The following is a 24148-nucleotide window of genomic DNA, read 5'->3' on the forward strand; positions in this document are numbered from 1 at the left end:
CCGGTGCCGGACGGCGGCGGAGGGTGATTCGAGGTCGTGTCCGGGTCGTGTACGAGCCGGTGTTCCGGGCCCGCCCGGTCTGTGCCGACACGCCGCGGGTCTCGGATCCTGAGATCGATGTGTCAGATGGTGTCGGCGTATGGCAGACTCCGAAGCATCATGTTCTACGGTCTGCTCATTATCGGCAGGCGCGCTGGCTGAAAAGGGACACCGCCAGCGCGCAGACCTCTCACGTCCGTGAGGGGTCATTTTTGTTTCCAGAAGCCGGATGAGCGCGCGGCGAATCATCGAACCCGCGAAGGAGAACGACATGGCCGACGATCGCTTCCACGTGTACGACACGACTCTCCGTGACGGTGCCCAGCAGGAGGGGCTCAACCTCACGGTGGCCGACAAGCTGGCCATCGCGCGTCACCTGGACGGCCTGGGCGTCGGCTTCATCGAGGGAGGCTGGCCCGGCGCCAACCCCAAGGACACGGAATTCTTCAGGCGCGCCCAAACAGAGCTCGACCTGAAGCACGCGCAGCTCGCCGCGTTCGGCGCGACCCGCCGGGCAGGTGTGAAGGCGGCCGACGACCCGTTGGTGGCCGCGCTGCGCGAATCCGGCGCGCCGGTCGTGACGCTTGTCGCCAAGAGTCACGACCGGCACGTGGAGCTGGCCCTTCGCACGACCCTCCAGGAGAACCTCGCGATGATCCGCGACACGGTCTCCCACCTTCGTGCGGAGGGACAGAGGGTCTTCCTCGACGCCGAGCACTTCTTCGACGGCTACAAGTCCAACCCGGACTACGCGCTGGAGGTGCTGCGCACCGCCGCCGAGGCGGGAGCCTCGGTCATCGCGCTGTGCGACACCAACGGGGGCATGCTCCCCGACGAGCTGGCCGAGGTCGTGCACGCGGCGGTCGGGACGTCGGCCAGGATCGGCATCCACTGCCACGACGACACCGGCTGCGCGGTCGCCAACTCCCTGGCCGCGGTGAAGGCCGGCGCCACCCACGTGCAGGGCTGCGCCAACGGCTACGGTGAGCGCTCGGGCAACGCCAACCTGTTCACCGTGGTGGCCAACCTGCAGCTCAAGCGGGGGTTCGACCTCGTGCCGCGGGAGGCGCTGGCCGACATGACCAGGATCGCCCACGCGATCACCGAGGTCACCAACGTCACCCCCAACTCCCACGCCCCCTACGTGGGCGTCTCCGCCTTCGCCCACAAGGCGGGGCTGCACGCCAGCGCGATCAAGGTCGACCCCAACCTCTACCAGCACATCGACCCCGCCGAGGTCGGCAACGACATGCGCATGCTCGTCTCCGACATGGCCGGACGCGCCTCGGTGGAGCTCAAGGGCCGCGAGCTGGGCTACGAGCTGGCCTCCGACACCTCGCGGGAACTGGTGAACCGGGTCAAGGAGATGGAGTCGAAGGGCTACACCTTCGAGGCCGCCGACGCCTCCTTCGAGCTGCTGCTGCGCGACACCGTCGCGGGCGAGCGCAGGCGCCACTTCCAGGTCGAGTCCTGGAGGGTGATCGTCGAGCGGGCCCGGGGTGGCGAGGTCGTCAGCGAGGCCACCGTGAAGCTGCACGCCAAGGGGGAGCGGATCGTCGCCACCGGTGAGGGCAACGGCCCGGTCAACGCCCTCGACCGGGCCGTACGGCTGGGGCTGGAGCGGCTCTACCCCGAGCTGGCGGGGGTCGAGCTGATCGACTTCAAGGTACGCATCCTGGAGGGCACGCACGGCACCGACGCCGTCACGCGCGTGCTGATCACCTCCAGCGACGCCGCCGGGGAGTGGTCCACGGTCGGTGTCGACGAGAACATCATCGAGGCCTCCTGGCAGGCGCTGGAGCAGGCCGTCACCTACGGCCTCCTGCGCGCGGGCCACACCGCCTGACCCGCCCGCCCCGGCCGTCGCCAGGCCACCGGCGTCTCCCAGCCGGAAGGCACCGCCTGGGAGACGGCCGGAGAGCCCCCTCGGCGAGAGCCGGGGGGACGAAGCCCGTCAGGAGAGGTCGGCGCCGCTGACGCGGAAGCTCACCTGGCCCTCGGAGGTCTCCAGGCTGACCTTGCCGCCGGAGCAGGAGAGCGACGGCTTCCCGCTGCCGGGGACCACCACGGTCAGCACGGAGTCGCCCGAGGCGGGTGCGACGACCGCGGGGGCGGGGTGTCTCTGCAGGTAGGCGGAGGAGACCCAGCCCTGGTACGGGTTCTTCTGGCCGCGGACCACCTTCAGCCCGGAGACCGGCCGGCAGGACGGCATCGAGACCTGGGCGAGCGTCGCCTTCCAGCCCGCCTTGTCCTTCACCACGACCTGGCCGCCACCGCTGGAGACGGCTGACAGGTCACGGGAGAAGTGCCAGACGTTGCGGACCTTCGAGCCCTTGGGGACCGTGTCCAGCACGGCCATCACGTCCTGGCGGTGGTTGACGAGCACCGAGCGGGTCCTGGGCACGCCGTAGGCCCTGTCGGTCAGCCGGTAGCTCTGCCGGTCCTGTCCGATCGACGACCTGCTCAGCGCGGTGGCGGTCTTGCCGCGGAACCTCGCTCCGGCCACCATCGACGTGTTGTGCGCCTCGGGGGAGATCGTCCAGTTTCGGTAGCCGCTGTTCTCGTACGAGTCGAAGCCGGCGTCGACCAGGACGTCACGGCCCTGGGCGTAGTAGGTCACGCCCAGATGGTCCTCGTGGCCGTGGTACTTCATGCCGGGCCCGAAGCGGATGGAGTAGAAGGCCGACTCGGGCTTGTCCCAGGCGGTGCGCCCGTAGACGTAGCCGCCGCCGAACACCCGCACGGTCTGCTTCGGGTGGCTGTAGCCGACCGGCCGCACGTCCGCGCCACCGTCGCCGATCGGGACCATGAACCCGTCGGGCTGGGTGGAGTGGGAGATGAAGTCCTCCAGCGACTCCCAGCGCCGGGAGATGTCGTCGGGCACCTTCCGCTTGCACGCCCTGATGTTGTCCATCGCGACCTTCAGGCGGTCGTAGACGTAGAGCGCGTAGCGCGGGGCCTGCTCGCGCAGCACTCCCTGGGAGTCGACGTCGAGCTTCACGGTCTCGGTGAGCCGCCTGATCGCGAGGCTGGACCACTGGTCGCGGCCGTAGCGGCAGCCGATGCCGAGCAGCGCGATGTCCTGGTCGATGCCGTGGTTGTGGCCCTTCTCGTACAGCCTGGGGTCGGAGAGCATCTTCGCGTGCTCGGCCAGGCTGCCGGAGAGCCACGAGCCGCCGACGTGCTTGCTGAGGCAGACCAGCGCGGGGGCGCGCAGCGCGATCGGGTGCTCCTGCCAGGCGTACGGGCTGGTTCTCGCGCCGCCGCGGGGGTTGTCGGCCACCCAGTCCTTGGCGATCTCGACGGCCCGTGTCAGGTACGCCTCGTTGCCGTTCGTCTCGTAGTCGGCGACGAGACGGCCCATCCAGCGCAGCGAGTGGAAGACCATGCTCCACGAGCGGTTGCGGTAGGGGTCGGTGCGCCAGTCGACGTTCCTGCCGACCTTCACCGGGGCGAGGTCGAGGAAGTCGACCTCGCCGTTCATGATGTCCGTCGACGTCGGCGTGGCGGGCAGCCAGTCGCCCTGGCACTCGGCGGTGCGTTTCGCCTCCCTCGCCTCCGCGGTACCGACCGTGACGCCGCAGGTCGTCAGGAGGATGATGCAGAGAGCGAATGCTTTTGTGCGGCGGCGCACGCCAGTTCCTTCCGGGCCGAACGAGGGGGGCGGATCATGCTGTCCGGATCCCACCAAACCGGTCAAGCCGGGATGGTCCCTTCTGGAACATCGTTAGCAACTAGATGCGGGTCTCCCAGTTTCCTCACAGCGTGCACCGGAGTCCACAGAGGTCACGAGGGTCACAGGAGTCACGGGGCCATGGCTTTCGCGGGGCGTCCGGCGCTCTCGCCGCTCTCGCCGCTCTCGCCGCTCTCACCGCTCTCACCGCTCTCACCGTGTTCCCGGCGTTCTCCGGACCTCCCGCATGCCTGCGGGCGCCCACCCGCCCCACCCGGCCCGTCCGTTCGCCCATGGCGCGATTTTGTCGGTCGATGGCTCTCCTGCCACTCGCGGACGTCGCCGTGTTTCGGCAGGCTGGGCGGTATGAGACTCGCCGACATCGTCATCCCCGACACACCGGCCGCCCGAGGGGCGCTGGAGGTGGCGACCGCCTACTGCTCGCCCGCCCTGCTCAACCACTCCGTCCGGGCCTACCTTTTCGCGGCGGCCTACGGTGCGATGAACGACGTCGCCTTCGACGACGAGCTGCTGTACGTCGCGTCGATGATGCACGACATCGGCCTGGTCAAGGAGTTCGACAGCCACACCGTGCCGTTCGAGGAGGCGGGCGGCCACGTGGCGTGGGTCTTCGCCGCCGGGGCCGGGTGGCCCGTCGAGCGCCGCGTGCGCGCGTCGGAGATCGTCGTACGCCACATGTGGGACAAGGTCGACCCCGAACAGGACCCCGAGGGGTATTTGCTCGAACTGTCCACCGGGCTCGACATCTCCGGGCGGCGGCCGGAGGACTTCCCGGCGGAGCTCCGCGCCGAGGTGCTGGAACGCCACCCCCGGCTGGGGATCGGCCCGGAGTTCACCGCGTGCTTCGTCGACCAGGCCGCCCGCAAGCCGGACAGCCTGGCCGGGCGGTTCGTCCGTTCGGGGGTCGCCGAGCGCATCGCCGCCAACCCGCTGGACCGCTGAGGGCTCCCCGCGGGGAGCCCGGCTCTCGTCGCCGCTCGGGCTTCTCGGGGGAAGCCCTGCTCTCGTCGCCGCTCAGGCTTCCGGCGCGGGACCGGTGCTCTGGACGACCTCGAAGGACCACAGCTCGGCCCCGGTGGCGGCGGGCCCCTGCCCGTGGCCGTGCCCCTGGGCCGGGCCACCCTGCCCCTGGCCGTGCCCGTGGCCCTGGGCCGCGCTGTGGGCGTCGGCGTGCCCCTGTCCCTGGCCGGTCTCGGCGGCGGCCTGGGCGTGGCCCCGCTGGAAGGCCTGGCTCTCCGTCCAGCGCTTGAAGTCCTCCTCGGAGCGCCAGCGGGTGTAGACCAGGTACCGGTCGGTGCCGTCCACGGGGCGGAGCAGCTCGAACCACTCGAACCCGTCCGCGGACTCGACGATCCCCGCCCGGTTGGAGAAGCGGCGTTCCAGCTCCTCGCGCATCTCCCCGGACACCGTCAGCGCGTTTATCTTCACGACCGAAGGCACATCGTCTCCTCGAAGCGTTGGTTTCCCTGATCACTCTATGATCGGCGCTCCGTCGTGCGGGTCAGGCGATGGTCCTCGGGCGGCGTGGCGCGTCCTCCAGGCTCACCCGGGCGACGGCGGGCATGCGCTCGGTCTCCAGAGCCTGGCGCATGTGCGGGATGACCACCCCGCCCAGCTGCTCGCGGACCGCGCTCATCGGCGCGTCCTCGGCGACCACCACCTTCATCCGTACGGCCGGGTGCGCGTTCGTACCGATCATGTCGGCGGTGGCGTTGATGATCGCGGGGTGCGTGCCCGCCTCGGCGGCCGCCGCGTCGGTGACGCTGCCCGTGTCGACCTCGGTGACCCCGGCGGGGCCGCCCTCGAGGCGCATGCCGCCCAGCCTGCCGCGACGTCCCTGGGCCAGCAGCCAGCGCAGGCCGAACAGCGCGAGCACGATGCCCGCCGCCGCGATCACCCACCACAGCCACGGGTTGTAGGTGGCGAACGGCTGGCGTACCGAGCCGTCCACGAGCGGGCTGCGGGCGGGCGCCACGGCCTGCGGGAAGGCTCCCGCGCCGCGTGCGATCGCCAGGGCGCTGAGGATCATCAGTGTCAGTCCCACGATCAGCAACCCCAGCCGGTTGCCCCGGGCGGTCCTGTCGTCCATGGCGCTCACTTCTCTCGCAGATGCACGCGGACGGGATACTTCCAGACGGGGGAGAGCGCGGTGATCCGCAGGTTCACGGCCTCCCGTACGGCGTCGGCCAGCCCGCGGGTGTCCCGCATGCCGCTGTCGGCCGCGACGTGCACGGCCTTTCCCCGCAGCCGTACCCGGGCGTGCTCGATTCCCTGCACCTGCTCGGCCGCGTGGGCCAGCGACCGGGTGAAGCCCCGCCGCTGCATGCCGATGGCCAGGTCCCTGTCCCCGGTCCTCACCGGGATCAGCGTGGGCCGGCCCGGAATGAGCGCGAGCAGCACCAGCAGCAGGCCCAGCAACCCCACCAGGCCCGCGCCCGTCATCACCCGCGGGTCGTTCCACGGCGTCGACGTCGCCCAAGACAGGATCCGGTCGTACGGCACCAGGCGGAGCGGGCGGCCCAGCAGCGCGGAGATGACCTCCAGCGCGACGAGGAGGCCGAGCAGGGTCATCAGGATGGCCGTGATGACCGCGGGAACCACCCGGCGCGGGCGGAACGCCCTGACCGCCGCGCGATCCGCGGAGGCGTCCTTCGCCACCGTGCCGTATATCGGCGGCGGTGAGGACTCGGCTGTGCCGTACGCCGGCGGTACGGCCGGTTCCGCACGGGGTGCGGTCGTCATCTCGCCGGTCGGTTCCGCTCCGGGGACCGGCTCCGCCGGGTCGGGTACCTGCCTGGCCATCATCGCTCCTCACGTAACGGGACGATGTCCTCGGTGGGGTCGTCGGCGGGATCGCCGACGGGCGCTGCGGTCCGGTCCGGGGTCCCGGCGCCGGCCCGGCCGACGCCGCCCGCCGGGTTCTCCGCCTGACCTCCTCCGGCCGGTACGGCGTCCCCGGCCCGCGAGATTCCACGATCGCCGTGATCATCACGGGCGGGGGCCACATCGGTGACGAAGACGTCGATGTAGCCGACGTCCATGCCGGTGAGGGCCATGACCCGTTCGGTGACGTGGCGCCTGACCTCCTCGGCCACCTCGCGGATCGGAGCCGGATACTCGACCGTCACCTCCAGCCGGAGCGTCGCGAGCTCACCGTCGAGGGTGGCGTGGGTGCCGCCGCGCAAGGACAGCGGCCTCCGCTCGCCGACCTCCCGTACCCGTGCCACCTCTCCGGCCGCGCGGGCCGCGATGCGCGACACCACCCGGTCGGGTATGTCGGTCCTGCCGCGCCGTTCGGCCGGTACGGCCTGCCGTGACGGCTGGGCGGGGACGGCGGGCCGCGCGGACCCGCCGGTTTCCGCGGGGACGGAGCCCGCCTGCCGCGAGGCAGGGGGGTCCGGATCCGCGGCCGTCCCGGAGGACGCGGGACGGTGCTCGACGGGGGTGTTCATCGCCGTCTCGCCGCCAGCCGGGACAGGTCGACCTCTCCGGTCTCCGCGAAGCGGCCGATGAGGAATCCGACGGCGCCCAGTACGAGCACCAGCAGGAACGCGCCGAGGCCGCCGAAGGCCGCCGCGAAGCCCAGAAGGACACCGACGATCGTGCCGACCACGGACCACACTGGGAAATTACTCATCTCAAACCTCCGATATGGACGTTCACCGGCCGGTTCCCCACCATCGGGGCGACCGCCGCTCGCACTCCGTCGGCGATCTCCGGTAGCGGGCGCCCCAGCCTGACGACGACCGAGACCTCCACCTCGTTCTCGCGCAGCGCGACACCGGCCAACCGCTCGCCGGGCAGGTAGGTCGCCACGGTCCCGAACGGCCCGCCCGACAGGTCCACCACGTCGGGGCAGCGCCGTACGGCATAGGCGATCCTGTGCGCGAGGTCGGTCGCCCCGAAAACCGGATTTTCGGGTTCGCGGGTGACGACGGCTGTATCGCGTGCGGGACCCGGTGCCGCCCGGGCCGGGGCTCCGGGCTCGCGCGCCGGCCTCGCCGTTTCCCCGGTCTCCCGGCCACGACCCGTTTCCCGGCTCTGACCGGCCGGTCCGCGGGCGGGGTCCGCCGGCGCGGGCGCGGCCTTCTGCCGGGGTACCTGCCGGGCTGCGGCGGCCGGCCTGCGCGACGGATCGCTCGGCCGGTGCGCGGGTATGGCCGTCGCCGGTGTCGGAACGGCGGTCCTGGCGGGCTTCGCCGGCTCGCGCGCGGGCGTGGTCGTCTCGCCGCCGGGCTCCCCCTGCCGCGCGGGCGGGGTCGTGCCGGCGCCGGACTCCCCGTGCCGCGCGGGCGCGGCCGTCCCGCGGCCGGGATCCGCCGGCGTCGGAGGCGTCACGGTCTCGCGGGCCGGGTCCCTGGGCTCGCGGCCCGGTCCCGCCGCACCGCCTGCCGGGCCCTTCACTGGACGCGGGGCTCCGACTCGGACGAATCCTCCGAGCTGTCCTTGTCCTGGCCGGGCATGTGGACGTCGGAGACCTTGATGTTGACCTCGGTGACCTCGAGCCCGGTCATGCGCTCGACCGCCGTGATCACGTTGCGGCGTACGGCGGCGGCCAGGTCGGGGATGGCGATCCCGTAATCGACGACCACTTCCAGGTCGGCGGCGGCCTGCCGCTCGCCCACCTCGACCGAGACCCCCTGGGTGGCGCTCTTGTCGGCGCCCACCATGCCGCGTACCGCGCCCAGAGCGCGCGCCGTGCCCGTGCCCATGTTGTGCACGCCGGGGATCTCCCTGGCCGCGAGCCCAGCGATCTTCGATACGACCCCGCTGTCGATGGTGGTGGTCCCCTTGGAGGTGACCAGGCCACTCTGGGATCCGGGGCTGTCGGTGCGTGCCCGCGGCACCGTGGCCTCGTCGCCCTTGGGCCTGTTCACCGTGCTGGCTTCAGTCACGTCCGTTCCTTCCCCCGTTGGGAAGGCCTTCTGGCCTCCCCGATGCCTCTGAGGCGGTCATACCCCTCATATGCACATAAATCAGGACATAGCTTTTCTTGGAGCAAACATGGCACTATCGATAAAATCGGATTTGTAGCTACTTTTAGCTGCATATGGTGCAAGGTTTCCGAGCGGCGGAGCGAGGAGACGCGGGCACGGTCCGGCGGGACCCTGAGCGCGACTAGCCTTGTCGTGTGCGTATAGCGAGGTTCTCCACAGGAGAAGGTGTCGGGTTCGGGGTGGTCGAGGGCGGCCCAGGGGAGGAGTTCATCTCCGGGATCTCCGGTCATCCGTTCGGGCCGATCCAGTTCACCGGCGAGCGATACTCGCTCTCCCAGGTCAGGCTGGTCGCGCCCATGCTGCCCAGCAAGGTCGTCGCGATCGGCAAGAACTACGCCGACCACGCCCGGGAGATGGGCGGTGAGGTCCCCGACGAGCCGCTGGTCTTCCTCAAGCCGTCGACCTCGGTGATCGGCTCGGGCGAGGCCATCGCCTACCCGACGACGCTCTCCCAGCGGGTCGACTACGAGGGGGAGCTGGCCGTGGTGATCGGCAGGCTCTGCCGCGAGGTGCCCCGCGAGCGGGCACACGAGGTCATCTTCGGCTACACCTGCGCCAACGACGTCACGGCGCGGGACCTGCAGAAGAAGGACGTCCAGTTCACCCGGGCCAAGGGCTTCGACACCTTCTGCCCGCTCGGCCCGTGGATCCAGACCGAGCTCGACCCGAGCGACGTCGGCATCGTCACGACGGTGAACGGCGAGATCAAGCAGAACTCGCGCACCTCCAAGCTCATGTACGACATCCCCGCGCTGATCGCCCACGTGAGCGCGGTCATGACCCTGATTCCCGGTGACGTCATCCTCACCGGGACCCCCGAAGGGGTCGGCCCGCTCAGCGTCGGCGACGAGGTCAGCGTTTTCGTCGAAGGAATCGGCACTCTCAGCAACCGGGTGGTCTCCCGTGATTAGGGTTCGTTTCGCTCCCTCGCCGACCGGCATGTTCCATGTTGGCGGCGCCCGCTCCGCGCTGTTCAACTGGGCCCTGGCCGAGCAGGCCGGCGGGAGGTTCGTGCTGCGCATCGAGGACACCGACGCCGCGCGCAACCGGCCGGAGTGGACCGAGGGCATCATCTCGGCGCTCGCCTGGATCGGCGTCAACGAGGACAGCCCGGCCTTCGAGGGCCCCTACTTCCAGTCGTCGTACGAGAAGCAGCACCGCGAGGCCGCGGCCAGGCTCGTCGCCGAGGGCCGGGCCTACTACTGCACGTGCACCCGCGACGAGGTGAAGGCGCGCACCGGCTCCGAGCACCAGGGCTACGACGGCTTCTGCCGCGACCGCGGCCTGACCGAGGGCGCGATCCGCTTCCGCACCCCGGACGAGGGCGTCACCGTGGTCCAGGACCTGGTCCGCGGCACCGTCGAGTTCCCCAACAACGCGATGGAGGACTTCGTCGTCGCGCGCGGCGACGGTTCCCCGCTGTTCGTGCTGGCCAACGTCGTCGACGACGTCGAGATGCGGATCAGCCACGTGGTCCGGGCCGAGGAGCACCTGTCCAACACGCCCAAGCAGCAGCTGCTCTGGGAGGCGCTCGGCGTCGCCCCGCCCACCTGGGCGCACGTGCCGGTGATCGTGAACGAGAAGCGCCAGAAGCTGTCCAAGCGCCGCGACAAGGTCGCCCTGGAGTCCTACCGTGAGGAGGGCTACCTGGCCGAGGCGATGGTCAACTACCTGATGCTGCTCGGCTGGGGGCCCGGCGACGACCGGGAGATCATGCCCTGGCCGGAGATGGTGCCGCTGTTCAAGCTGGAGGACGTCAACCCCTCCCCGGCGTTCTTCGACGAGAAGAAGCTCCGCGCGTTCAACGGCGAGTACATCCGGGCGCTGCCCCTGGAGGAGTTCGCCGCCCGCTGCGAGCCGTGGCTGGAGCCCGGCTGGGACCGCGCGACCTTCGCCAAGGTCGCCGAGCTCGCCCAGACCCGCATCGCGGTCCTGTCCGAGATCACGGCGAACGTCGACTTCCTCTTCCTGGACGAGCCCGTCTTCGACCAGGCGTCGTGGGACAAGGCGATGAAGAACTCCGCCGTGGAGATCCTCACCGGCTATCTCGCCCGCCTGGAGACGGTCGACATGGACCCCGAATCGCTGAAGACCGCCCTGGAGGAGGTCGGCCTGGAACACGGTCTCAAGCTCGGCAAGGCCCAGGCCCCCGTGCGGGTGGCCGTCACCGGCCGGACCGTGGGCCTGCCGCTGTTCGAGTCGATCGAGGTCCTCGGCCGCGAGCGCTCCGCCGAGCGCCTCCGCGCCGCCCTCGCGAAGCTCCAGGCCTGACCGGACCCCGCGGATCCGAGCCGGGCTCCGGGCCCGGCCGGGTGATCTGACGGGCCGGGGTCTCAGGGCCGGGGTCTCAGGCCTGGCCGAACGCTTTGACGGGACGAGGCCGAACCACAAGGCCCGCCCCCGGGCATTCGCCGGGGGCGGGCCTTCGCTTTCGGTCACCGGTCACCGACCACGGGTGGCCACCGGGTGGCCGCCGGTGGCCGGAGCCGCGGGAGAGAGATCAGGAAGGGGACTCGGAGGAACGCTTCCCTTCCGCACCCCTGACCGGGCTCCGCGCCCTGAGCGGTCTTCGTGCCCTATTCGGTCTTCGCGCCCTGCCCGGCTCCCGTCCCCCGCCCGGCGAGCTCGTCCCAGAAGGCGAGGTTGTGGGCCGAGGCGCGGTCGAAGGGCTTGATACCGCCCCTTCCCGGGGCCAGCTCCTGCACGTACGGCGTGCCGTCGGCGGGGCGCACGCGCTTCCAGGCGGGCAGGCCCGGCCGGTTCGGGTCGCCGGTGGCGGCGAACCTCGACCAGTAGTCGATCATCGTGTCCCCGAGCCGCCGCTGCGCGGGGGTGAGCGGAGCGGACTCCCAGCCGACCCCGAACAGGAACGACAGCTCGGAGCCGTGCGCGGCGAGCGGCCTGACCCCGTGGTCCAGCGGGAAGAGCGGGGGCGCCGTACGGTCGGTGAACTCGTAGGAGTAGGTCGGCACGTGCCGGGCGAGCAGCAGGTCGGTGTCGCGCGCCTGCCAGGCCCAGTCCAGGTCGCTCATGATGGCCGCCAGCGCCTGGAGGGGCGGGCCGTCGTGGGTGCCCACCGGGTACCGGGCCAGGACCTCGGGCCCCGCGGTGCCGAAGTTGGCGCTGACCTTGAGCTCGTAGTCCTCCGCCGTCAGCGGCTCCTCGAAGAGCGCCGGAGCGAACAAGGTGCCCTCGTCCCGGGTGATGCCCGTCAGCACCGGCACCCGGTGGAAGCGGCCCTCCTGAAGTACCTTCGCCGGATCCTCGGGCAACACCGCGTTGCCGTACCCCGGCAGCGGGATGACGGGCGCGGTGAGCAGGTCGGCCACCGGCTTGCCCCGCAGGCAGGCAGACGCGGTCCCTGGGTCGCCGCACCCCAGCAGAGCGGCCAAATACTGCCCGTAGCCCTCGTAGGAGGCCTTGGGCAGCCACAGGGGCACCTTCAGGACCGGCGTCAGCGGGGTGCCCTCGAAGCTCCCCGCCCCGCACGGGCTGCTCTGGGCGATCGCCCGGTGGAACAGCCCCGCCGCCGAGGGGGAGGTGAGCTGCGCGCACACCGAGTGCGACCCCGCGGACTCGCCGGCCAGGGTGACGTTGCGTGGGTCGCCGCCGAACGCCGCCGCGTTGCGCCGCACCCAGCGCAGGGCCGCCTGCTGGTCCTCGATCCCGAAGGAACCGGAGTTCTCCAGCCCGGGATGGCCGAAGAACCCGAAGATCCCCAGCCGGTAGTTGACCGTGACCACCACGACGTCGCCCCGCCCGGCCAGCCTGCGGGCGTCGTAGTCGCTGCCCGCGCCCCTCATCAGGCCCCCGCCGTGCAGCCACACCATGACCGGCCTGGGGCGGTTCCCGACGCTTCGCGCGGGCGCGGGCGCGGTCACGTCGAGGTAGAGGCAGTCCTCCGCCTCGCTTCCCGGCAGCCCCCATTTGTCGGCGACCTGCGCGCACCGGCTGCCGGGCGCGCCGGCGTCGCGTACCCCCCGCCACGGGGCGACGGCCTGCGGCGACCGCCAGCGCAGCTCCCCGACCGGCGGCGCGGCGTACGGGATGCCCTGGAAGAGCCGCTGGCCGCCGGCCCGCACGCCCTTCACCCACCCGGCGTCGGTACGCACCGTCATGTCCCCGCCGGTTCCGGCCGGGGAGGCCGGGGAGATCGGGGAGGCCGCGACGGGGGCGGCCTGTCGCGCGTCAGGGCCTTCCTCCTGCTGTGCCCGTGCCGTCGCGGGGCCCGTCGTTCCCAGCAGCAGGGCTCCGGCCAGGCCGGCGACGAGCGCGGCGCCCGTCCTGTTCCACGGTCGTCTCATGGCGTCCACGATGCCTTCCGGCCGCCTCCCGGCGCATTGGATCTGCGTCCCCGGCCGGGGTGCGGGAAACCGCACCCCGGCGGTGCGCCGAGGCACATACCGGCAGACCGTGTCCTTCGAAGGACGGCTCCGGCCGGCTAGACCAGCAGGCCGCGGCGCTTCAGCAGGGGCTCGATGCGCGGGTCGCGCCCGCGGAAGTCGCGGAAGGCGTCCATCACGTCCCGCGAGCCGCCCACCGACAGCAGGGTGGAGCGGAAGTGGTCGCCGTTCTCGCGCCCGAGGCCGCCGTTCTCCTCGAACCAGTCGACGCTCTCGGCGTCGAGCACCTCGCTCCAGATGTACGAGTAGTAGCCGGCGCTGTAGCCGCCCACCCCGCTGAAGAAGATGTGCGCGAAGTAGTTGGTCCGGTAGCGGGGTCGGACCAGGTCGAAGGCGATCCCCGCGCGCTCCAGGGCGGCGTTCTCGAACGCCTCGGCGTCCGCGGCGTTCTCGATGGGTTCGCCCGCCGCCAGCTTGTGCCAGGACCAGTCGAGCAGTGCCGCCGCGAGGTACTCGACGGTGCTGAAGCCCTGGTTGAACTTCTCGGCGGCCCTCATCTTCTCCAGGAGCTCCGCGGGCACGGGCTCGCCGGTCTCGTGGTGCCTGGCGAAGTTGGCGAGGATCGACGGCCAGGTGGCCCACATCTCGTTGACCTGAGAGGGGTACTCCACGAAGTCGCGCGGCACCGCCGTCCCGGAGACCAGGGGGAAGCGCACGTCGGAGAACAGGCCGTGCAGGGCGTGGCCGAACTCGTGGAAGGCGGTGTTGACCTCGTCGAACGTGAGCAGCGTCGGCCCCTCGGCGGGCTTGGTGATGTTGAGGTTGTTCATCACCACGGGCCGCTCGTCGAACAGGTGCGACTGGTCGACCAGGTTGTTCATCCAGGCGCCGCCGCGCTTGGTGGGCCGGGCGTACGCGTCGAACAGGAACAACCCGAGCGGCGAGCCGTCGGCGTCGAACACCTCGAAGACCCGCACGTCCGGGTGGTACCCGGCCAGGTCGTCCCGCTCGGAGAAGGTGACCCCGTACAGCTCGCCCGCCGCGTGGAAGACCCCGTCGCGCAGCACCCGGTCCAGTTCGAAGTACGGGCGCAGGTCGGCGCCGTCGAAGTCGTACCGGGCCTTGCGCACCCGCTCCGCGTAGAAGGACCAGTCCCACGGCTCGATGGGGAAACCGGCCTGCTCGCTCAGCGCCTCGGCCTCCCGGCGGGCGTTGGCCACCGCCGGGCCCACCAGCTTGCCGAGCATCTCCTCGACGGCGTCGGTGGTCTTGGCCGTCTGGTCGGCGACGGAGTAGGCGGCGTGGCTGGGGTAGCCGAGCAGCGCCGCCCGCTCGGCGCGGAGCGTCGCCATCCTGGCCGCCAGCTCGAAGTTCTCCGGAGCCCGGCCCGTGGACAGCTCGTACAGCCTCCTGCGGGTCTCCCTGTCGGTCAGCTCCGCCAGGGCGGGCTGGTTGGTGTGGTTGAACAGCGTCAGGACGTACGAGCCGTCCTTCTCGATCGCCTTGATCGTGCTCTCGGGGAGGCCGTCCAGCAGTCTGACGTCATCGACGACCAGCGCGGAGGCGGTGGAGGCCGTCAGCAGGTTCTGGGAGAAGGTCGTGGCGAGCCTGCTCAGCTCCTCGTTGAGCTCCCTGAGGCGCCCCTGGTCGGTCTCCGACAGGTCGGCCCCGGCCCTGACGAAGTCGACGCGGTACTTCTCCAGCAGCCACGCCTCCTCGGTGTCATCGGTGGTCACCTGTTTGATCCGGGCGTACAGGGAGCGGTCAAGACGGATGGAGTCGGCGTGCTGGGTCAGCCTGGGGGAGATCTCCGTCTCGATCTCCCGGATGCCGTCGGTCGCGTCGGAGGCCGAGACGCTGAAGAAAACGGTCACGGTCCGGTGGAGGATCCGCCCCGAGCGCTCCAGGGCCTCGATCGTGTTGGCGAACGTCGCGGGCTCCGGATTCTCGGTGATCTCCCGCACCTCACGGAGCTGGTCGGCCATGCCGCGCTCGAAGGCCGGAAGGTAGTGCTCCTCCCTGACCAGGGCGAACGGCGGAAGGCCGTAGGGCAGCTCGCTGGGGGTGAAGAACGGGTTGTCGGTCAAGGTGGGAACTCCTCACATGCGGCTGGATCTTCTCCAGCAGCGTTACACAGTGGACCTTCGTGGCGGCAGCCCGGTGATACCGCGATTCGGCCGCAGGCAATCGTTTTGGTCTTGACCCCCAACCTGGGCTATTCTTTCGGAGTCGCCAGCGAGTCCCGCAAGGGGGTCCAGCGCGGTGGGGTATGGTGTAATTGGCAACACGGCTGATTCTGGTTCAGTTGTTCTAGGTTCGAGTCCTGGTACCCCAGCTGCATCTTCTCAGGAAGATGCCGCAGATTCGGTCCCCTCCGAATCTGATGACAGTGTGTAGGGTCCCGTCGTCTAGTGGCCCAGGACGCCGCCCTCTCAAGGCGGTAGCGCCGGTTCGAATCCGGTCGGGACTACCACTGTCTCTCGCAAGGCTCCGTCGTCTAGTGGCCTAGGACGCCGCCCTCTCAAGGCGGTAGCGCCGGTTCGAATCCGGTCGGGGCTACATCGCGAACCCCGGAAGCAACCGCTTCCGGGGTTTTCGCATTTCCGGATCCCTCGAAAATTCCCGCGCCCCCGTTCCGGATCTCTCCTCCTGTTTCCGCCCTCGCGTTTCCGCGCGGACCCCGCTCCGCCTGGGCGGATCCCGGAGCGGGGACCGCGCTCCCCACCTGGGCGGATCCCGGAACGGGGGCCGCGCTCCCCGCCCGGGAGGTCCCTCGACCAGGGACCGGGCTTCCTGCCCGGACGGGCCCCGGAGTGCGGATCGCCCTCCCCGGCGGGCAGGCGATCAAATACCGTGCGGGGTACGTGATCCGTACCCGGGTACGACCCCTCGCGATGGTGGAGCCCATGCCGACGACCCCTGAGACCCAGCCGACGATCTCGCGGACCCACTCGTGGACGCCACCGGCGTTCCCCGCCGACCTGGCGGAACTGTCGGGCCTGGAGTTCCTGGAACGGCTGGTCGACGGCCGCATCCCGCCGCCGCCGATCGCGGGCACGCTCGGTTTCCGGATAACCCACGTCGAGCGTGGCCTGGCGGTCTTCGTGGGGGAGACCGGCGAGCACCTCTACAACCCGCTGGGAAGCGTGCACGGCGGCTATCTCGCCACCCTGCTCGACTCGGCCCTCGGGTGCGCGATCATGACAGAGCTGCCGCCCGGCAAGGCGTACACGACCGTCCAGCTCGGGGTGAACATGGTCCGGCCGGTCTACGCGAACACCGGGCCGCTGCGCTGCGAGGCCAGGACCCTGCACGTCGGCCGGACCGTCGCCACCTCGGAGGCGCGGATCGTGGGTGAGGGCAACGGCAAGCTGTACGCCCACGCCACCACGACCTGCGCCGTCTTCCCGCTGGGCTGATCCGTCCCGGCCGTTTCCAGCCGTCCTCCAGCCGTCCCCGGCTGTTTCCCGGTAGGGGCCGGGTCCCGCCCCGGAGCCGGTCGCCCGGGCTCCGGAGCGGGCCGGACGGCTAGTTCTGTCCCGAACGGGCCTTGAACAGGGCCCGCTTGGCGGCCTTGCCCACCTGCTTGTCGGGGTGGGCCTTGCCGATCGCCTCCAGCAGCTCCTCGAGGTGCGGGTGCGGCACCTTCCAGATCACCTCGAGCAGGCTGACCAGGTTCGGCACGTTGCCGATGTCGTCGAGGCTGCTGACGAACTCCGGGCGGCCGAGGCCGGCGGAGATGGTCAGCATGTCGAGGATCAGCCAGTGGGTGTCGGCCTGGGTGGGGGTGGGAGCGTCCTCGACGCCCAGCTGGGCCAGGTGGGTGGCCGCGTACGGGCGCAGGGAAGGCTCGTCGAGGGCCTCCCGCCACGCGGGCACGGCCACGTCGCCGAGCGAGCCAACCATGCTGGCCGCCTGGACCCGGATCAGCGCGTCCGCGTCGTCCTCGGCGGCGGCCTCCAGCAGGTCCCTGGCGGCCTGCTCGGGGGCGCGCAGCTCCATCCAGGCCGCGAACTCGGCGTCCGCCTCCTCCTCGGGAAGCTCGGCGCCGAAGGAGAGCAGGTCGAGGGCCGTCATCGCGTCGATGGCGGGCCGGGCGTCCAGCTCGATGTCGGCGTCGTCCACGAGGTGGACCACGCCCTCCATGCCGAGCGGCGTCAGCCGCACCTGGTTGTGCTCGACCTCGACCATGCCGTATCCGGCCAGCCAGTCGAGCACGGGGTTGAGCGGGTCGCCGTACTGCGCGGTGGCGGCGGCCCAGGCCTCGGCGCCCAGGTCGTCGTACTCGGCGGCGGCCTCGGCCAGCTCGGTGCGGAGCTCGGCCAGCGGCTTCGAACCCGTCGCCAGCAGCACCCGGACCAGCAGCGCCCTGGTCAGCCCGGACAGGGCGATCGTGGCCTCCTCGTCCTCCAGCTCGGGGTCGCCGTAGTCGATGGAGTGCAGGCCCGCCATCCACGCGTCGAGCGCGTCGTCGTCCTCCTCGAAGGGCCACTCCGCGGTGTCGGCGTCGACGCTGACGGTGTCCTCCCCCTCGGGCTGGAGGAAGTCGAGGTCGATCGCGAGGTTCCAGATGTTCCAGAGGGCGGGGACGGAGTCGGCCAGCGACGCGCCGCCCTTCTCGGGGACCGGAAGCTTCAGGACCGCCAGGGCCTCGGCGATCTCGGCGTCGTCCAGCAGGCTCGTCTCGCCCACCCGGCGCTCGGTCCCGACCCAGACCGCGAGGTCGCGGGCCTTGGCGATCAGGGTCGTCCCGCGGGTGGCCGCGGCCAGCTCGCTGTCCGGGCGGAGCCGGATCGTCGGCAGCTCGGAGAGCTCGTCGGCGAACGGCTCGAAGTCGCCGAGCCCCTCGGACTCCTCCTCGTCGTCGTACTCCTCGTCCTCGTCGTCCTCGACGACGAGATCCTCCATGGCGTCGACGAAGTCGTCCTCGAGGCGGTCGAGCTCGGCGAGCAGATCGTCCAGCGAGGCGGAGCCCTTGGCCAGGCGGTCGGACTCCGACAGGAAGGTCAGGTAGGCGCGGATCGCGGGCACCATGCCGTCGGCGGCGGCGTCAGGGTCCTCGACGACCTGCGGCATCCGATCGAGGAGCACCGTGCGCAGGTCGGACTGCTTCCACCGGCCGACGTCGTCGGAGGCGATCAGGCGGTGCCACAGTGCGACAGAGCCGACCAGATTGGAATCGCTGCCGGGTGCGTTCTCACGCGCCCAGAGGATGAAGTTTTGGAGCAGGGGACGCAGTTCAGCCGCGGCTGCCTCGATGCGATCTGTCACCTTCCCAGCCTAGGGGGCCGCAGGGGTGCTCGCCTCCTCATATCGTCCTCAGGTCGGCCGATGTCAACCGGCGCGGCCCTTCGCCAGGTGATCCGGCCGCCGAGGCCCGGCACCGCCGTCCGGCCCGGCGGCCCGCTCGTCACCGGCCGGCGTGGTCCTCCGGCGCTGCGGGCCGCTCGCCGACGGCCGGGTGGTTCTCCGGCTCGCCGCCGGTCGCCGTGACGTGGCCGCTCGCCGTCGGCCGGTCCTCGGCCGGTCCTCAGTTGGCGCGGCGCATCGATTCGGTGATCCGCTCGGCGGCGGTGACCACGGGGGCGGCGTGAAGGCGGCCGGGGGTGCGGGTCAGGCGCTCGATCGGGCCGGAGACCGACACCGCGGCGACCACCTTGCCGGCCGCGCCCCTGATCGGCGCCGAGACGCTGGCGACGCCCTGCTCGCGCTCGCCGACGCTGTGCGCCCAGCCCCTGCGCCGCACGCTCGCCAGCGTGGCCGCGGTGAACTTGGCCCCGCGCAGGCCCCGGTGCAGGCGGTCGGGCTCCTCCCAGGCGAGCAGGATCTGCGCCGCGGAACCGGCGAGCATCGGCAGCGCCGAGCCGACCGGCACGGTGTCGCGCAGCCCGCTGGCGCGCTCGGCGGCGGCCACGCAGACCCGCTCGTCACCCTGGCGACGGTAAAGTTGCGCGCTTTCCCCGGTCAGGTCCCTGAGCTGGGTGAGGATCGGGGAGGCGACGGCCAGCAGCCGGTCCTCGCCGGCGGCCGTGGACAACTCGGACAGGCGTGGGCCCAGTACGAACCGGCCCTGTGTGTCGCGGGAGACGATCCGGTGATGCTCCAGCGCGACGGCCAGCCGATGGGCCGTGGGCCGTGCCAGGCCGGTGGCCTGAACGAGCTGTGCGAGGGACGCCGGGCCTGCTTCGAGGGCATTGAGCACGAGGACGGCCTTGTCGAGTACGCCGACTCCGCTAGAGTTGTCCATACACCGATACTGCCGTCTCGACATATGAGAAAGCAAGTGGGAGTGGGACAGCCGATCGCAAGGAGGCGACATGGGCCGCACGCTCGCGGAGAAGGTATGGGAGCAGCACGTCGTGCGACGTGCCGAAGGAGAACCCGACCTGCTCTACATCGACCTGCACCTCATCCACGAGGTCACGAGCCCGCAGGCGTTCGACGGCCTGCGCCTGGCCAATCGCCCCATCCGGCGGCCCGAGCTCACCATCGCCACCGAGGACCACAACGTCCCGACCGTACGCGGTCCCATCGACGACCCGGTGTCGCGGGTGCAGGTCGAGACGCTGCGCAAGAACTGCGCGGAGTTCGGCGTCCGGCTCTATCCGATGGGCGACGCGGGCCAGGGCGTGGTCCACATCATCGGCCCGCAGTTCGGCCTCACCCAGCCCGGCATGACGATCGTGTGTGGTGATTCTCACACCTCCACCCACGGTGCCTTCGGCGGCATCGCGTTCGGTATCGGCACCTCCGAGGTCGAGCACGTGCTGGCCACCCAGACGCTGCCCGCCTACCGGCCGAAGACGATGGCCATCGAGGTCTCCGGCGAGCTGCCGCCCGGCGTCACGGCCAAGGACCTGATCCTGGCGATCATCGCCAAGATCGGTACCGGCGGCGGCCAGGGATACATCGTCGAGTACCGCGGCGAGGCCATCCGCAAGCTCTCCATGGAGGGCCGGATGACCGTCTGCAACATGTCCATCGAGGCGGGCGCCCGCGCGGGCATGATCGCTCCGGACGAGACCACCTTCGAATACCTCAAGGGCCGCCCCCACGCGCCGTCCGGCGCGGACTGGGACGCCGCGGTCGCGTACTGGAAGTCGCTGGTGACCGATGAGGACGCCGCCTTCGACACCGTCGTGGAGATCGACGCCGCGACGCTGACCCCGTTCGTCACCTGGGGCACCAACCCTGGCCAGGGCGCCCCGCTGGGGACGTCCGTGCCGCGCCCCGAGGACACCGACGACCCGGCCGCGGCCGCCCGCGCCCTGGAGTACATGGGCCTGACCGCGGGCACCCCGCTCCGCGAGGTCCAGGTCGACACGGTCTTCGTGGGCTCCTGCACCAACGGGCGTCTGGAGGACCTGCGTGCCGTGGCCGACGTGCTGCGCGGGCGCCAGGTCGTCACGCGCACGCTGATCGTGCCCGGCTCGATGCTGGTCAAGCTCCAGGCCGAGCAGGAGGGGCTGCACGAGGTCTTCAGGAACGCGGGCGCCGAATGGCGCGAGGCCGGCTGTTCCATGTGCCTGGGCATGAACCCCGACACCCTCGCCCCCGGCGAGCGCAGCGCCTCGACCTCCAACCGCAACTTCGAGGGACGTCAGGGCAAGGGCGGCCGTACGCACCTCGTGTCCCCGCAGGTCGCCGCCGCGACCGCCGTCACCGGCAAACTCACCGCGCCCGCCGACCTGTAAGGAGTCCTCGCGATGGAAGCGTTCGTCACCCACACCGGCCGGGCCGTGCCGCTGCGCCGCAGCAACGTCGACACCGACCAGATCATCCCCGCCGTCTGGCTCAAGCAGGTCAGCCGGACCGGTTTCGAGAAGGGGCTGTTCTCCGCCTGGCGCGAGGACCCCGGCTTCGTACTGAACAACCCCGCCCACGAGGGCGCCACGATCCTGCTCGCCGGACCCGACTTCGGCACCGGCTCCTCCCGCGAGCACGCGGTCTGGGCGCTGCAGCAGTACGGTTTCCGCGTCGTGATCGCGGCCCGCTTCGGGGATATCTTCCGTAATAACTCCACCAAGATGGGTCTGCTCCCGGTCGTCCTGCCGGGCGAGATCGTCGAGGCCCTGCAGACCGCGGTGGAGGCGGATCCCACGCTGGAGATCACCGTCGACCTGGGAGAACGCCAGGTCCGCTGGGCCGGCGAGGTCGCCGCGTTCGAGATCGACGACTACACGCGCTGGCGGCTCACGGAGGGCCTGGACGACATCGGGCTGACCCTGCGCAACGCCGACGCCATAGGGGCATACGAGAATGGTCGGCAGCCATGGCTGCCGACGACCGTCTGACGAGTTCAGAACACGAGCTGGCGTGGCGGTTGCGCGAGGCGCACCGCCACGTCCGGTCCCTGCCCGTGCCCGACGAGGAGAAAAAACGTCTCGCGCGGCGTCTTCTGGCCATCTGCGATTTGGCCAAACGCGACCTCGAACACGCCGCCGGGCGTCTTGATTTGTTCCTTCTCAGCATTGATGTCGTGGTTTCAGATACGCCAAGCACTGGAAACATTGCGGAAGGTGATTGAGTCATACGGCTCCGTCCCCTAATTTCAAGCGGGCAAGGGGTTTCTCATCGTGATCGTTGATGAGAGATCTGTGATGAGACCCCTCGCCGTGACAAATCGGGTGAGACGGGTTTTCTGCCTCGTGACCCACTCCCGGACATCGGTAAGCAGGGGGAGCAACCTTATGAACAAAAAGGAACTCGTCGACGCCATCGCGGATCGGGTGGGCGACAAGAAGACGGCCACCGAGGCCGTGAACGCGGTGCTCGACGCCATCCAGACCGCCGTCGCGAATGGCGACAAGGTCTCGATCACGGGGTTCGGTGCTTTCGAGATGGTGCACAAGCCGGCCCGCACCGCCCGCAACCCCTCGACGGGGGCCGAGATTCGCGTCGCCGAGAGCTGGGGGCCGAAGTTCCGGCCGGGCTCCGACTTCAAGGAACTCGTCAACACCGGCGGCAAGAAGGCGTCCAAGAAGCGGTAGGCCTCGGGCACAGGCGCCCGGACTCCCACGACGGGGGGCCGGGCGTCCGGCTTTCCCGGCGGCCTCGCCCGGCGAGGCCGCTCACCCGAGGACCTCCCCGGTGCGTGCCCGGCGCCGCCTGTCCGGGAACGGGGCCTCTACCCGGGAACGGGGAAGGTCGAGAGGGTGACGTAGGTGACGTCGTCGCCGTCCATGACGAGGTTGACCCGCTGGCCGGACCTGAGCAGCCGCAGCGGCCCCGCGTCGAACGCCGCCGCCTCGAACGGGATCTCTGTCCCGTCGTCCAGGAAGACCGACCCCGACCGGGTCGCCGGGTCGAAGTTCCGCACCGTCGCCTGCACCCGCCCAGCCTAACTCCCGCCTGGGCGCCCGTCCCGCGCCCGCCGCCCTCGTCTCATTCGCGGTCCGTTCTCGGTCCGCCGTCCCCGTCCTCCGGGTCTCGCCCTCCGTCCGGGCCCGACGCCGAGATCTTTCTCGCCACCGCCAGCGTGCGGGGGCCGACGCCGAGGGTCAGCGCCAGGCGCAGGTCGTCCGGGGTGTCCACGTCGTGGCGGACCGACTCCACTCCGTCCACGCAGAGCTCCTTGGCGCCACGCCGCAGGTGCCGGTCCCGCGACTCGCCGCCGAATCCCGGCGTGAACGGCACCCCCGGCCGTACGCCGTAGAAGGTCGTGCCGATCTCGGCGGCGTCGGGCAGGAACATCTGGCCGAACTCCGCGGCGGCGGTCAGCACGCGGGCCAGCTCCGCGGGGCGAAGGGCGGGAAGGTCGGCCTGGAGGGCGCCGACGGGGTCGCCGGGCGCCAGCCGCACCGCCTCGAGAGCGCCGTGCCGCAGGGCGGCGTTCAGCCCCTCCTCCGGGTCGCCGACCACGTGCGCGCCGACCTCGCCGAGCGCCTTCGCGGCCACGGGGTCGCCCGTCACCACGATCACCCGTGCGACGAGCGCGCAGCTCAGCGCCGCCTCGACGGTGTCGCAGGCGATCGCCACGGCCAGCGCGGCCCGGTGCGGGCCCGCCGCGGCCGACAGACGGGTCTTGGCGGCGACCAGCGTCTTGACCGGGACGACGAGGGTCCAGCCGGAGCTCTCCGAAGCAGACATAGCCTTAAGCATCCCGCCTCGACATCCCCCGGAGCCAACCGGGAGACTTGGGGCGCATCCCGCTCATATGGAGGAGCCCATGAGACGCCCCGGATGGCCTTCGCGATTCTGGGTGGCCTTCGCCGTCACGATCGTCAAGCCGATCTCGTGGCTCCTGGTCAAGAAGGACTGGCGTCGCAGCGACCGCCTGCCCAGGACGGGCGGGATCATCATGGTGACCAACCACCTGTCGTGGCTGGACCCCATCCTCGTCGCGCACTTCCTCTACAACCACGGCCGCTGGCCGGTGATCCTCGCCAAGTCGGGTCTCTTCTCGGTACCGCTGGTCGGTTCCCTGGTGAGGGCGCTGCAGGCCATCCCGGTCCACCGGGGAAGCGCCGACGCGGCGCGCTCGCTGGAGGAGTCCCGGCGGCGGCTCGCCGCCGGGGCGTGCGTGATGTTCTACCCGGAGGGCACCTGCACCCGCGACCCGGGCTTCTGGCCGATGGAGGGCAAGACCGGCGCGGCCAGGCTCGCGCTGGCCACCGGCGCGACGGTGATCCCCGTCGCCCACTGGGGAGCCCAGGAGATCCTGCCGTACGGCGCCAGGAGGCCCCGCCTGCTGCCGCGCAAGACCTTCCGCGTGCAGACGGGACCGCCGGTCGACCTGTCGAAGTACGCGGGCCACGAGGGACAGCCGGTCTCCGCCGAGGTCCTGCGCGAGGCGACCGCCGACATCATGGCGGCCATCACGGCCCAGCTGGCCGAGATCCGCGGGGAGAAGGCACCCGAGACGCCGTTCAAGCGACCGTCCGACAACTGACTTCGGCGTACGGTGTTGACATCCTCCCCTCCCCGAAGGAGGGGCTTCCCACGGTCGCCCGTGAGAGTTCCCGATTCACCGCCGGTCGCCCGCCAGGAGAAATCCCTTGAGGTTCCACACCAGCTCCACAGGCGTCTCGCCTCTCCGCCGGCCAGGCGGCGAGGACGGCGCCGACCACACCCGC

At 71.0% G+C, this 24148-nt stretch carries 24 protein-coding genes and 3 tRNA genes; 13 read left to right on the plus strand and 14 right to left on the minus strand.

The window, feature by feature from the left end:
• The first annotated feature begins 310 nt into the window (after nucleotides 1–310).
• A complete protein-coding gene (gene cimA, locus ACTOQ3_RS18305) occupies nucleotides 311–1885 on the plus strand; it encodes a citramalate synthase (RefSeq protein ID WP_440084585.1) in 1575 nt (524 codons plus the stop codon).
• A gap of 108 nt (nucleotides 1886–1993) precedes the next feature.
• Here cimA and ACTOQ3_RS18310 read toward each other — a convergent pair whose 3' ends face one another.
• The gene (locus ACTOQ3_RS18310; protein WP_440084586.1) at nucleotides 1994–3673 is read right to left on the minus strand and encodes a heparinase II/III domain-containing protein; all 1680 of its coding nucleotides are present in this window, start codon (nucleotides 3671–3673) and stop codon (nucleotides 1994–1996) included.
• Nucleotides 3674–4078: 405 nt separating this feature from the next.
• Between ACTOQ3_RS18310 and ACTOQ3_RS18315 the strand changes: the two genes are divergently transcribed.
• Nucleotides 4079–4675 carry an HD domain-containing protein gene (locus ACTOQ3_RS18315; RefSeq protein WP_440084587.1) on the plus strand — a complete coding sequence of 199 codons (597 nt, stop codon included), beginning with the start codon at nucleotides 4079–4081 and terminating at the stop codon, nucleotides 4673–4675.
• A gap of 72 nt (nucleotides 4676–4747) precedes the next feature.
• Here the strand turns inward: ACTOQ3_RS18315 and ACTOQ3_RS18320 are convergent, their stop codons facing one another.
• The 7 genes from ACTOQ3_RS18320 to ACTOQ3_RS18350 all read right to left on the minus strand — a co-directional run bounded on the left by ACTOQ3_RS18320 (nucleotide 4748) and on the right by ACTOQ3_RS18350 (nucleotide 8628).
• Nucleotides 4748–5128: an antibiotic biosynthesis monooxygenase family protein gene (locus ACTOQ3_RS18320; RefSeq protein WP_440084644.1), complete on the minus strand. Its 381-nt coding sequence runs from the start codon at nucleotides 5126–5128 to the stop codon at nucleotides 4748–4750.
• Nucleotides 5129–5234: 106 nt separating this feature from the next.
• The gene (locus ACTOQ3_RS18325; protein ID WP_440084588.1) at nucleotides 5235–5822 is read right to left on the minus strand and encodes a hypothetical protein; all 588 of its coding nucleotides are present in this window, start codon (nucleotides 5820–5822) and stop codon (nucleotides 5235–5237) included.
• Nucleotides 5823–5827: 5 nt separating this feature from the next.
• Entirely contained in the window at nucleotides 5828–6535 is a 708-nt protein-coding gene (locus ACTOQ3_RS18330; protein ID WP_440084589.1) for a DUF6286 domain-containing protein, read from the minus strand.
• Nucleotides 6535–7185 (minus strand): Asp23/Gls24 family envelope stress response protein, encoded by a 651-nt coding sequence (locus tag ACTOQ3_RS18335; protein ID WP_440084590.1) that lies wholly within the window; start codon nucleotides 7183–7185, stop codon nucleotides 6535–6537. Before ACTOQ3_RS18335 ends, ACTOQ3_RS18330 begins: the two co-directional genes overlap by 1 nt.
• On the minus strand, nucleotides 7182–7370 hold the full coding sequence (locus ACTOQ3_RS18340; RefSeq protein ID WP_344749107.1) for a hypothetical protein: 189 nt from the start codon (nucleotides 7368–7370) through the stop codon (nucleotides 7182–7184). The genes ACTOQ3_RS18335 and ACTOQ3_RS18340 overlap by 4 nt, the downstream gene beginning before the upstream one ends.
• Nucleotides 7367–8137 (minus strand): hypothetical protein, encoded by a 771-nt coding sequence (locus ACTOQ3_RS18345; RefSeq protein WP_440084591.1) that lies wholly within the window; start codon nucleotides 8135–8137, stop codon nucleotides 7367–7369. The genes ACTOQ3_RS18340 and ACTOQ3_RS18345 overlap by 4 nt, the downstream gene beginning before the upstream one ends.
• The gene (locus tag ACTOQ3_RS18350) at nucleotides 8134–8628 is read right to left on the minus strand and encodes an Asp23/Gls24 family envelope stress response protein (protein ID WP_440084592.1); all 495 of its coding nucleotides are present in this window, start codon (nucleotides 8626–8628) and stop codon (nucleotides 8134–8136) included. The genes ACTOQ3_RS18345 and ACTOQ3_RS18350 overlap by 4 nt, the downstream gene beginning before the upstream one ends.
• Nucleotides 8629–8864: 236 nt before the next feature.
• On the opposite strand from ACTOQ3_RS18350, the gene ACTOQ3_RS18355 reads away from it, so the two are divergent.
• The gene (locus ACTOQ3_RS18355; protein ID WP_440084593.1) at nucleotides 8865–9641 is read left to right on the plus strand and encodes a fumarylacetoacetate hydrolase family protein; all 777 of its coding nucleotides are present in this window, start codon (nucleotides 8865–8867) and stop codon (nucleotides 9639–9641) included.
• Between the two features lie 28 nt (nucleotides 9642–9669).
• The gene (gene gltX, locus ACTOQ3_RS18360; RefSeq protein ID WP_440084645.1) at nucleotides 9670–11001 is read left to right on the plus strand and encodes a glutamate--tRNA ligase; all 1332 of its coding nucleotides are present in this window, start codon (nucleotides 9670–9672) and stop codon (nucleotides 10999–11001) included.
• Nucleotides 11002–11306: 305 nt separating this feature from the next.
• On the opposite strand, the gene ACTOQ3_RS18365 is transcribed toward gltX, so the two are convergent.
• Entirely contained in the window at nucleotides 11307–13034 is a 1728-nt protein-coding gene (locus ACTOQ3_RS18365; protein ID WP_440084594.1) for a carboxylesterase/lipase family protein, read from the minus strand.
• 137 nt (nucleotides 13035–13171) lie between these two features.
• Nucleotides 13172–15160 (minus strand): M3 family metallopeptidase, encoded by a 1989-nt coding sequence (locus ACTOQ3_RS18370; protein WP_440084595.1) that lies wholly within the window; start codon nucleotides 15158–15160, stop codon nucleotides 13172–13174.
• A gap of 176 nt (nucleotides 15161–15336) precedes the next feature.
• On the opposite strand from ACTOQ3_RS18370, the gene ACTOQ3_RS18375 reads away from it, so the two are divergent.
• From ACTOQ3_RS18375 to ACTOQ3_RS18390, 4 genes are all read left to right on the plus strand, one after another.
• Nucleotides 15337–15408 (plus strand) — tRNA-Gln (locus ACTOQ3_RS18375).
• A 62-nt stretch (nucleotides 15409–15470) separates the two neighbouring features.
• Nucleotides 15471–15546 (plus strand) — tRNA-Glu (locus ACTOQ3_RS18380).
• Between the two features lie 13 nt (nucleotides 15547–15559).
• Nucleotides 15560–15632, plus strand: a tRNA-Glu gene (locus ACTOQ3_RS18385).
• A gap of 347 nt (nucleotides 15633–15979) precedes the next feature.
• Nucleotides 15980–16492 (plus strand): PaaI family thioesterase, encoded by a 513-nt coding sequence (locus tag ACTOQ3_RS18390; RefSeq protein ID WP_440084596.1) that lies wholly within the window; start codon nucleotides 15980–15982, stop codon nucleotides 16490–16492.
• A 109-nt stretch (nucleotides 16493–16601) separates the two neighbouring features.
• On the opposite strand, the gene ACTOQ3_RS18395 is transcribed toward ACTOQ3_RS18390, so the two are convergent.
• A complete protein-coding gene (locus ACTOQ3_RS18395; RefSeq protein ID WP_440084597.1) occupies nucleotides 16602–18344 on the minus strand; it encodes a hypothetical protein in 1743 nt (580 codons plus the stop codon).
• 259 nt (nucleotides 18345–18603) lie between these two features.
• On the minus strand, nucleotides 18604–19320 hold the full coding sequence (locus ACTOQ3_RS18400) for an IclR family transcriptional regulator (protein ID WP_440084598.1): 717 nt from the start codon (nucleotides 19318–19320) through the stop codon (nucleotides 18604–18606).
• A 70-nt stretch (nucleotides 19321–19390) separates the two neighbouring features.
• On the opposite strand from ACTOQ3_RS18400, the gene leuC reads away from it, so the two are divergent.
• The 4 genes from leuC to ACTOQ3_RS18420 all read left to right on the plus strand — a co-directional run bounded on the left by leuC (nucleotide 19391) and on the right by ACTOQ3_RS18420 (nucleotide 22063).
• Entirely contained in the window at nucleotides 19391–20767 is a 1377-nt protein-coding gene (leuC, locus tag ACTOQ3_RS18405; protein ID WP_440084599.1) for a 3-isopropylmalate dehydratase large subunit, read from the plus strand.
• 12 nt (nucleotides 20768–20779) lie between these two features.
• Nucleotides 20780–21367 (plus strand): 3-isopropylmalate dehydratase small subunit, encoded by a 588-nt coding sequence (gene leuD / locus ACTOQ3_RS18410; RefSeq protein WP_440084600.1) that lies wholly within the window; start codon nucleotides 20780–20782, stop codon nucleotides 21365–21367.
• The gene (locus ACTOQ3_RS18415) at nucleotides 21346–21600 is read left to right on the plus strand and encodes a hypothetical protein (protein WP_440084601.1); all 255 of its coding nucleotides are present in this window, start codon (nucleotides 21346–21348) and stop codon (nucleotides 21598–21600) included. The genes leuD and ACTOQ3_RS18415 overlap by 22 nt, the downstream gene beginning before the upstream one ends.
• A 163-nt stretch (nucleotides 21601–21763) precedes the next feature.
• Nucleotides 21764–22063 carry an HU family DNA-binding protein gene (locus tag ACTOQ3_RS18420; protein WP_329085236.1) on the plus strand — a complete coding sequence of 100 codons (300 nt, stop codon included), beginning with the start codon at nucleotides 21764–21766 and terminating at the stop codon, nucleotides 22061–22063.
• Between the two features lie 137 nt (nucleotides 22064–22200).
• On the opposite strand, the gene ACTOQ3_RS18425 is transcribed toward ACTOQ3_RS18420, so the two are convergent.
• The gene (locus ACTOQ3_RS18425) at nucleotides 22201–22404 is read right to left on the minus strand and encodes a hypothetical protein (RefSeq protein WP_362693664.1); all 204 of its coding nucleotides are present in this window, start codon (nucleotides 22402–22404) and stop codon (nucleotides 22201–22203) included.
• Between the two features lie 53 nt (nucleotides 22405–22457).
• The gene (gene cofC, locus ACTOQ3_RS18430) at nucleotides 22458–23162 is read right to left on the minus strand and encodes a 2-phospho-L-lactate guanylyltransferase (RefSeq protein WP_440084602.1); all 705 of its coding nucleotides are present in this window, start codon (nucleotides 23160–23162) and stop codon (nucleotides 22458–22460) included.
• 79 nt (nucleotides 23163–23241) lie between these two features.
• On the opposite strand from cofC, the gene ACTOQ3_RS18435 reads away from it, so the two are divergent.
• A complete protein-coding gene (locus tag ACTOQ3_RS18435) occupies nucleotides 23242–23964 on the plus strand; it encodes a lysophospholipid acyltransferase family protein (protein WP_440084603.1) in 723 nt (240 codons plus the stop codon).
• Nucleotides 23965–24148 lie beyond the last annotated feature (184 nt).

It is taken from the genome of Streptosporangium sp. LJ11 (assembly GCF_051918945.1).
Taxonomy (GTDB): Bacteria; Actinomycetota; Actinomycetes; order Streptosporangiales; family Streptosporangiaceae; genus Streptosporangium.

Coding starts and splice junctions, on each gene's coding strand:
- ACTOQ3_RS18435 (WP_440084603.1), top strand. CDS start 23,242: ATGAGACGCCCCGGATGGCCTTCGCGATTCTGGGTGGCCTTCGCCGTC.
- ACTOQ3_RS18325 (WP_440084588.1), bottom strand. CDS start 5,822: ATGGACGACAGGACCGCCCGGGGCAACCGGCTGGGGTTGCTGATCGTG.
- ACTOQ3_RS18390 (WP_440084596.1), top strand. CDS start 15,980: ATGCCGACGACCCCTGAGACCCAGCCGACGATCTCGCGGACCCACTCG.
- cimA (WP_440084585.1), top strand. CDS start 311: ATGGCCGACGATCGCTTCCACGTGTACGACACGACTCTCCGTGACGGT.
- ACTOQ3_RS18415 (WP_440084601.1), top strand. CDS start 21,346: ATGGCTGCCGACGACCGTCTGACGAGTTCAGAACACGAGCTGGCGTGG.
- ACTOQ3_RS18315 (WP_440084587.1), top strand. CDS start 4,079: ATGAGACTCGCCGACATCGTCATCCCCGACACACCGGCCGCCCGAGGG.
- ACTOQ3_RS18335 (WP_440084590.1), bottom strand. CDS start 7,185: ATGAACACCCCCGTCGAGCACCGTCCCGCGTCCTCCGGGACGGCCGCG.
- ACTOQ3_RS18320 (WP_440084644.1), bottom strand. CDS start 5,128: ATGCGCGAGGAGCTGGAACGCCGCTTCTCCAACCGGGCGGGGATCGTC.
- leuD (WP_440084600.1), top strand. CDS start 20,780: ATGGAAGCGTTCGTCACCCACACCGGCCGGGCCGTGCCGCTGCGCCGC.
- leuC (WP_440084599.1), top strand. CDS start 19,391: ATGGGCCGCACGCTCGCGGAGAAGGTATGGGAGCAGCACGTCGTGCGA.
- ACTOQ3_RS18400 (WP_440084598.1), bottom strand. CDS start 19,320: ATGGACAACTCTAGCGGAGTCGGCGTACTCGACAAGGCCGTCCTCGTG.
- ACTOQ3_RS18340 (WP_344749107.1), bottom strand. CDS start 7,370: ATGAGTAATTTCCCAGTGTGGTCCGTGGTCGGCACGATCGTCGGTGTC.
- ACTOQ3_RS18365 (WP_440084594.1), bottom strand. CDS start 13,034: ATGAGACGACCGTGGAACAGGACGGGCGCCGCGCTCGTCGCCGGCCTG.
- cofC (WP_440084602.1), bottom strand. CDS start 23,162: ATGTCTGCTTCGGAGAGCTCCGGCTGGACCCTCGTCGTCCCGGTCAAG.
- ACTOQ3_RS18330 (WP_440084589.1), bottom strand. CDS start 6,535: ATGGCCAGGCAGGTACCCGACCCGGCGGAGCCGGTCCCCGGAGCGGAA.
- gltX (WP_440084645.1), top strand. CDS start 9,670: ATGTTCCATGTTGGCGGCGCCCGCTCCGCGCTGTTCAACTGGGCCCTG.
- ACTOQ3_RS18420 (WP_329085236.1), top strand. CDS start 21,764: ATGAACAAAAAGGAACTCGTCGACGCCATCGCGGATCGGGTGGGCGAC.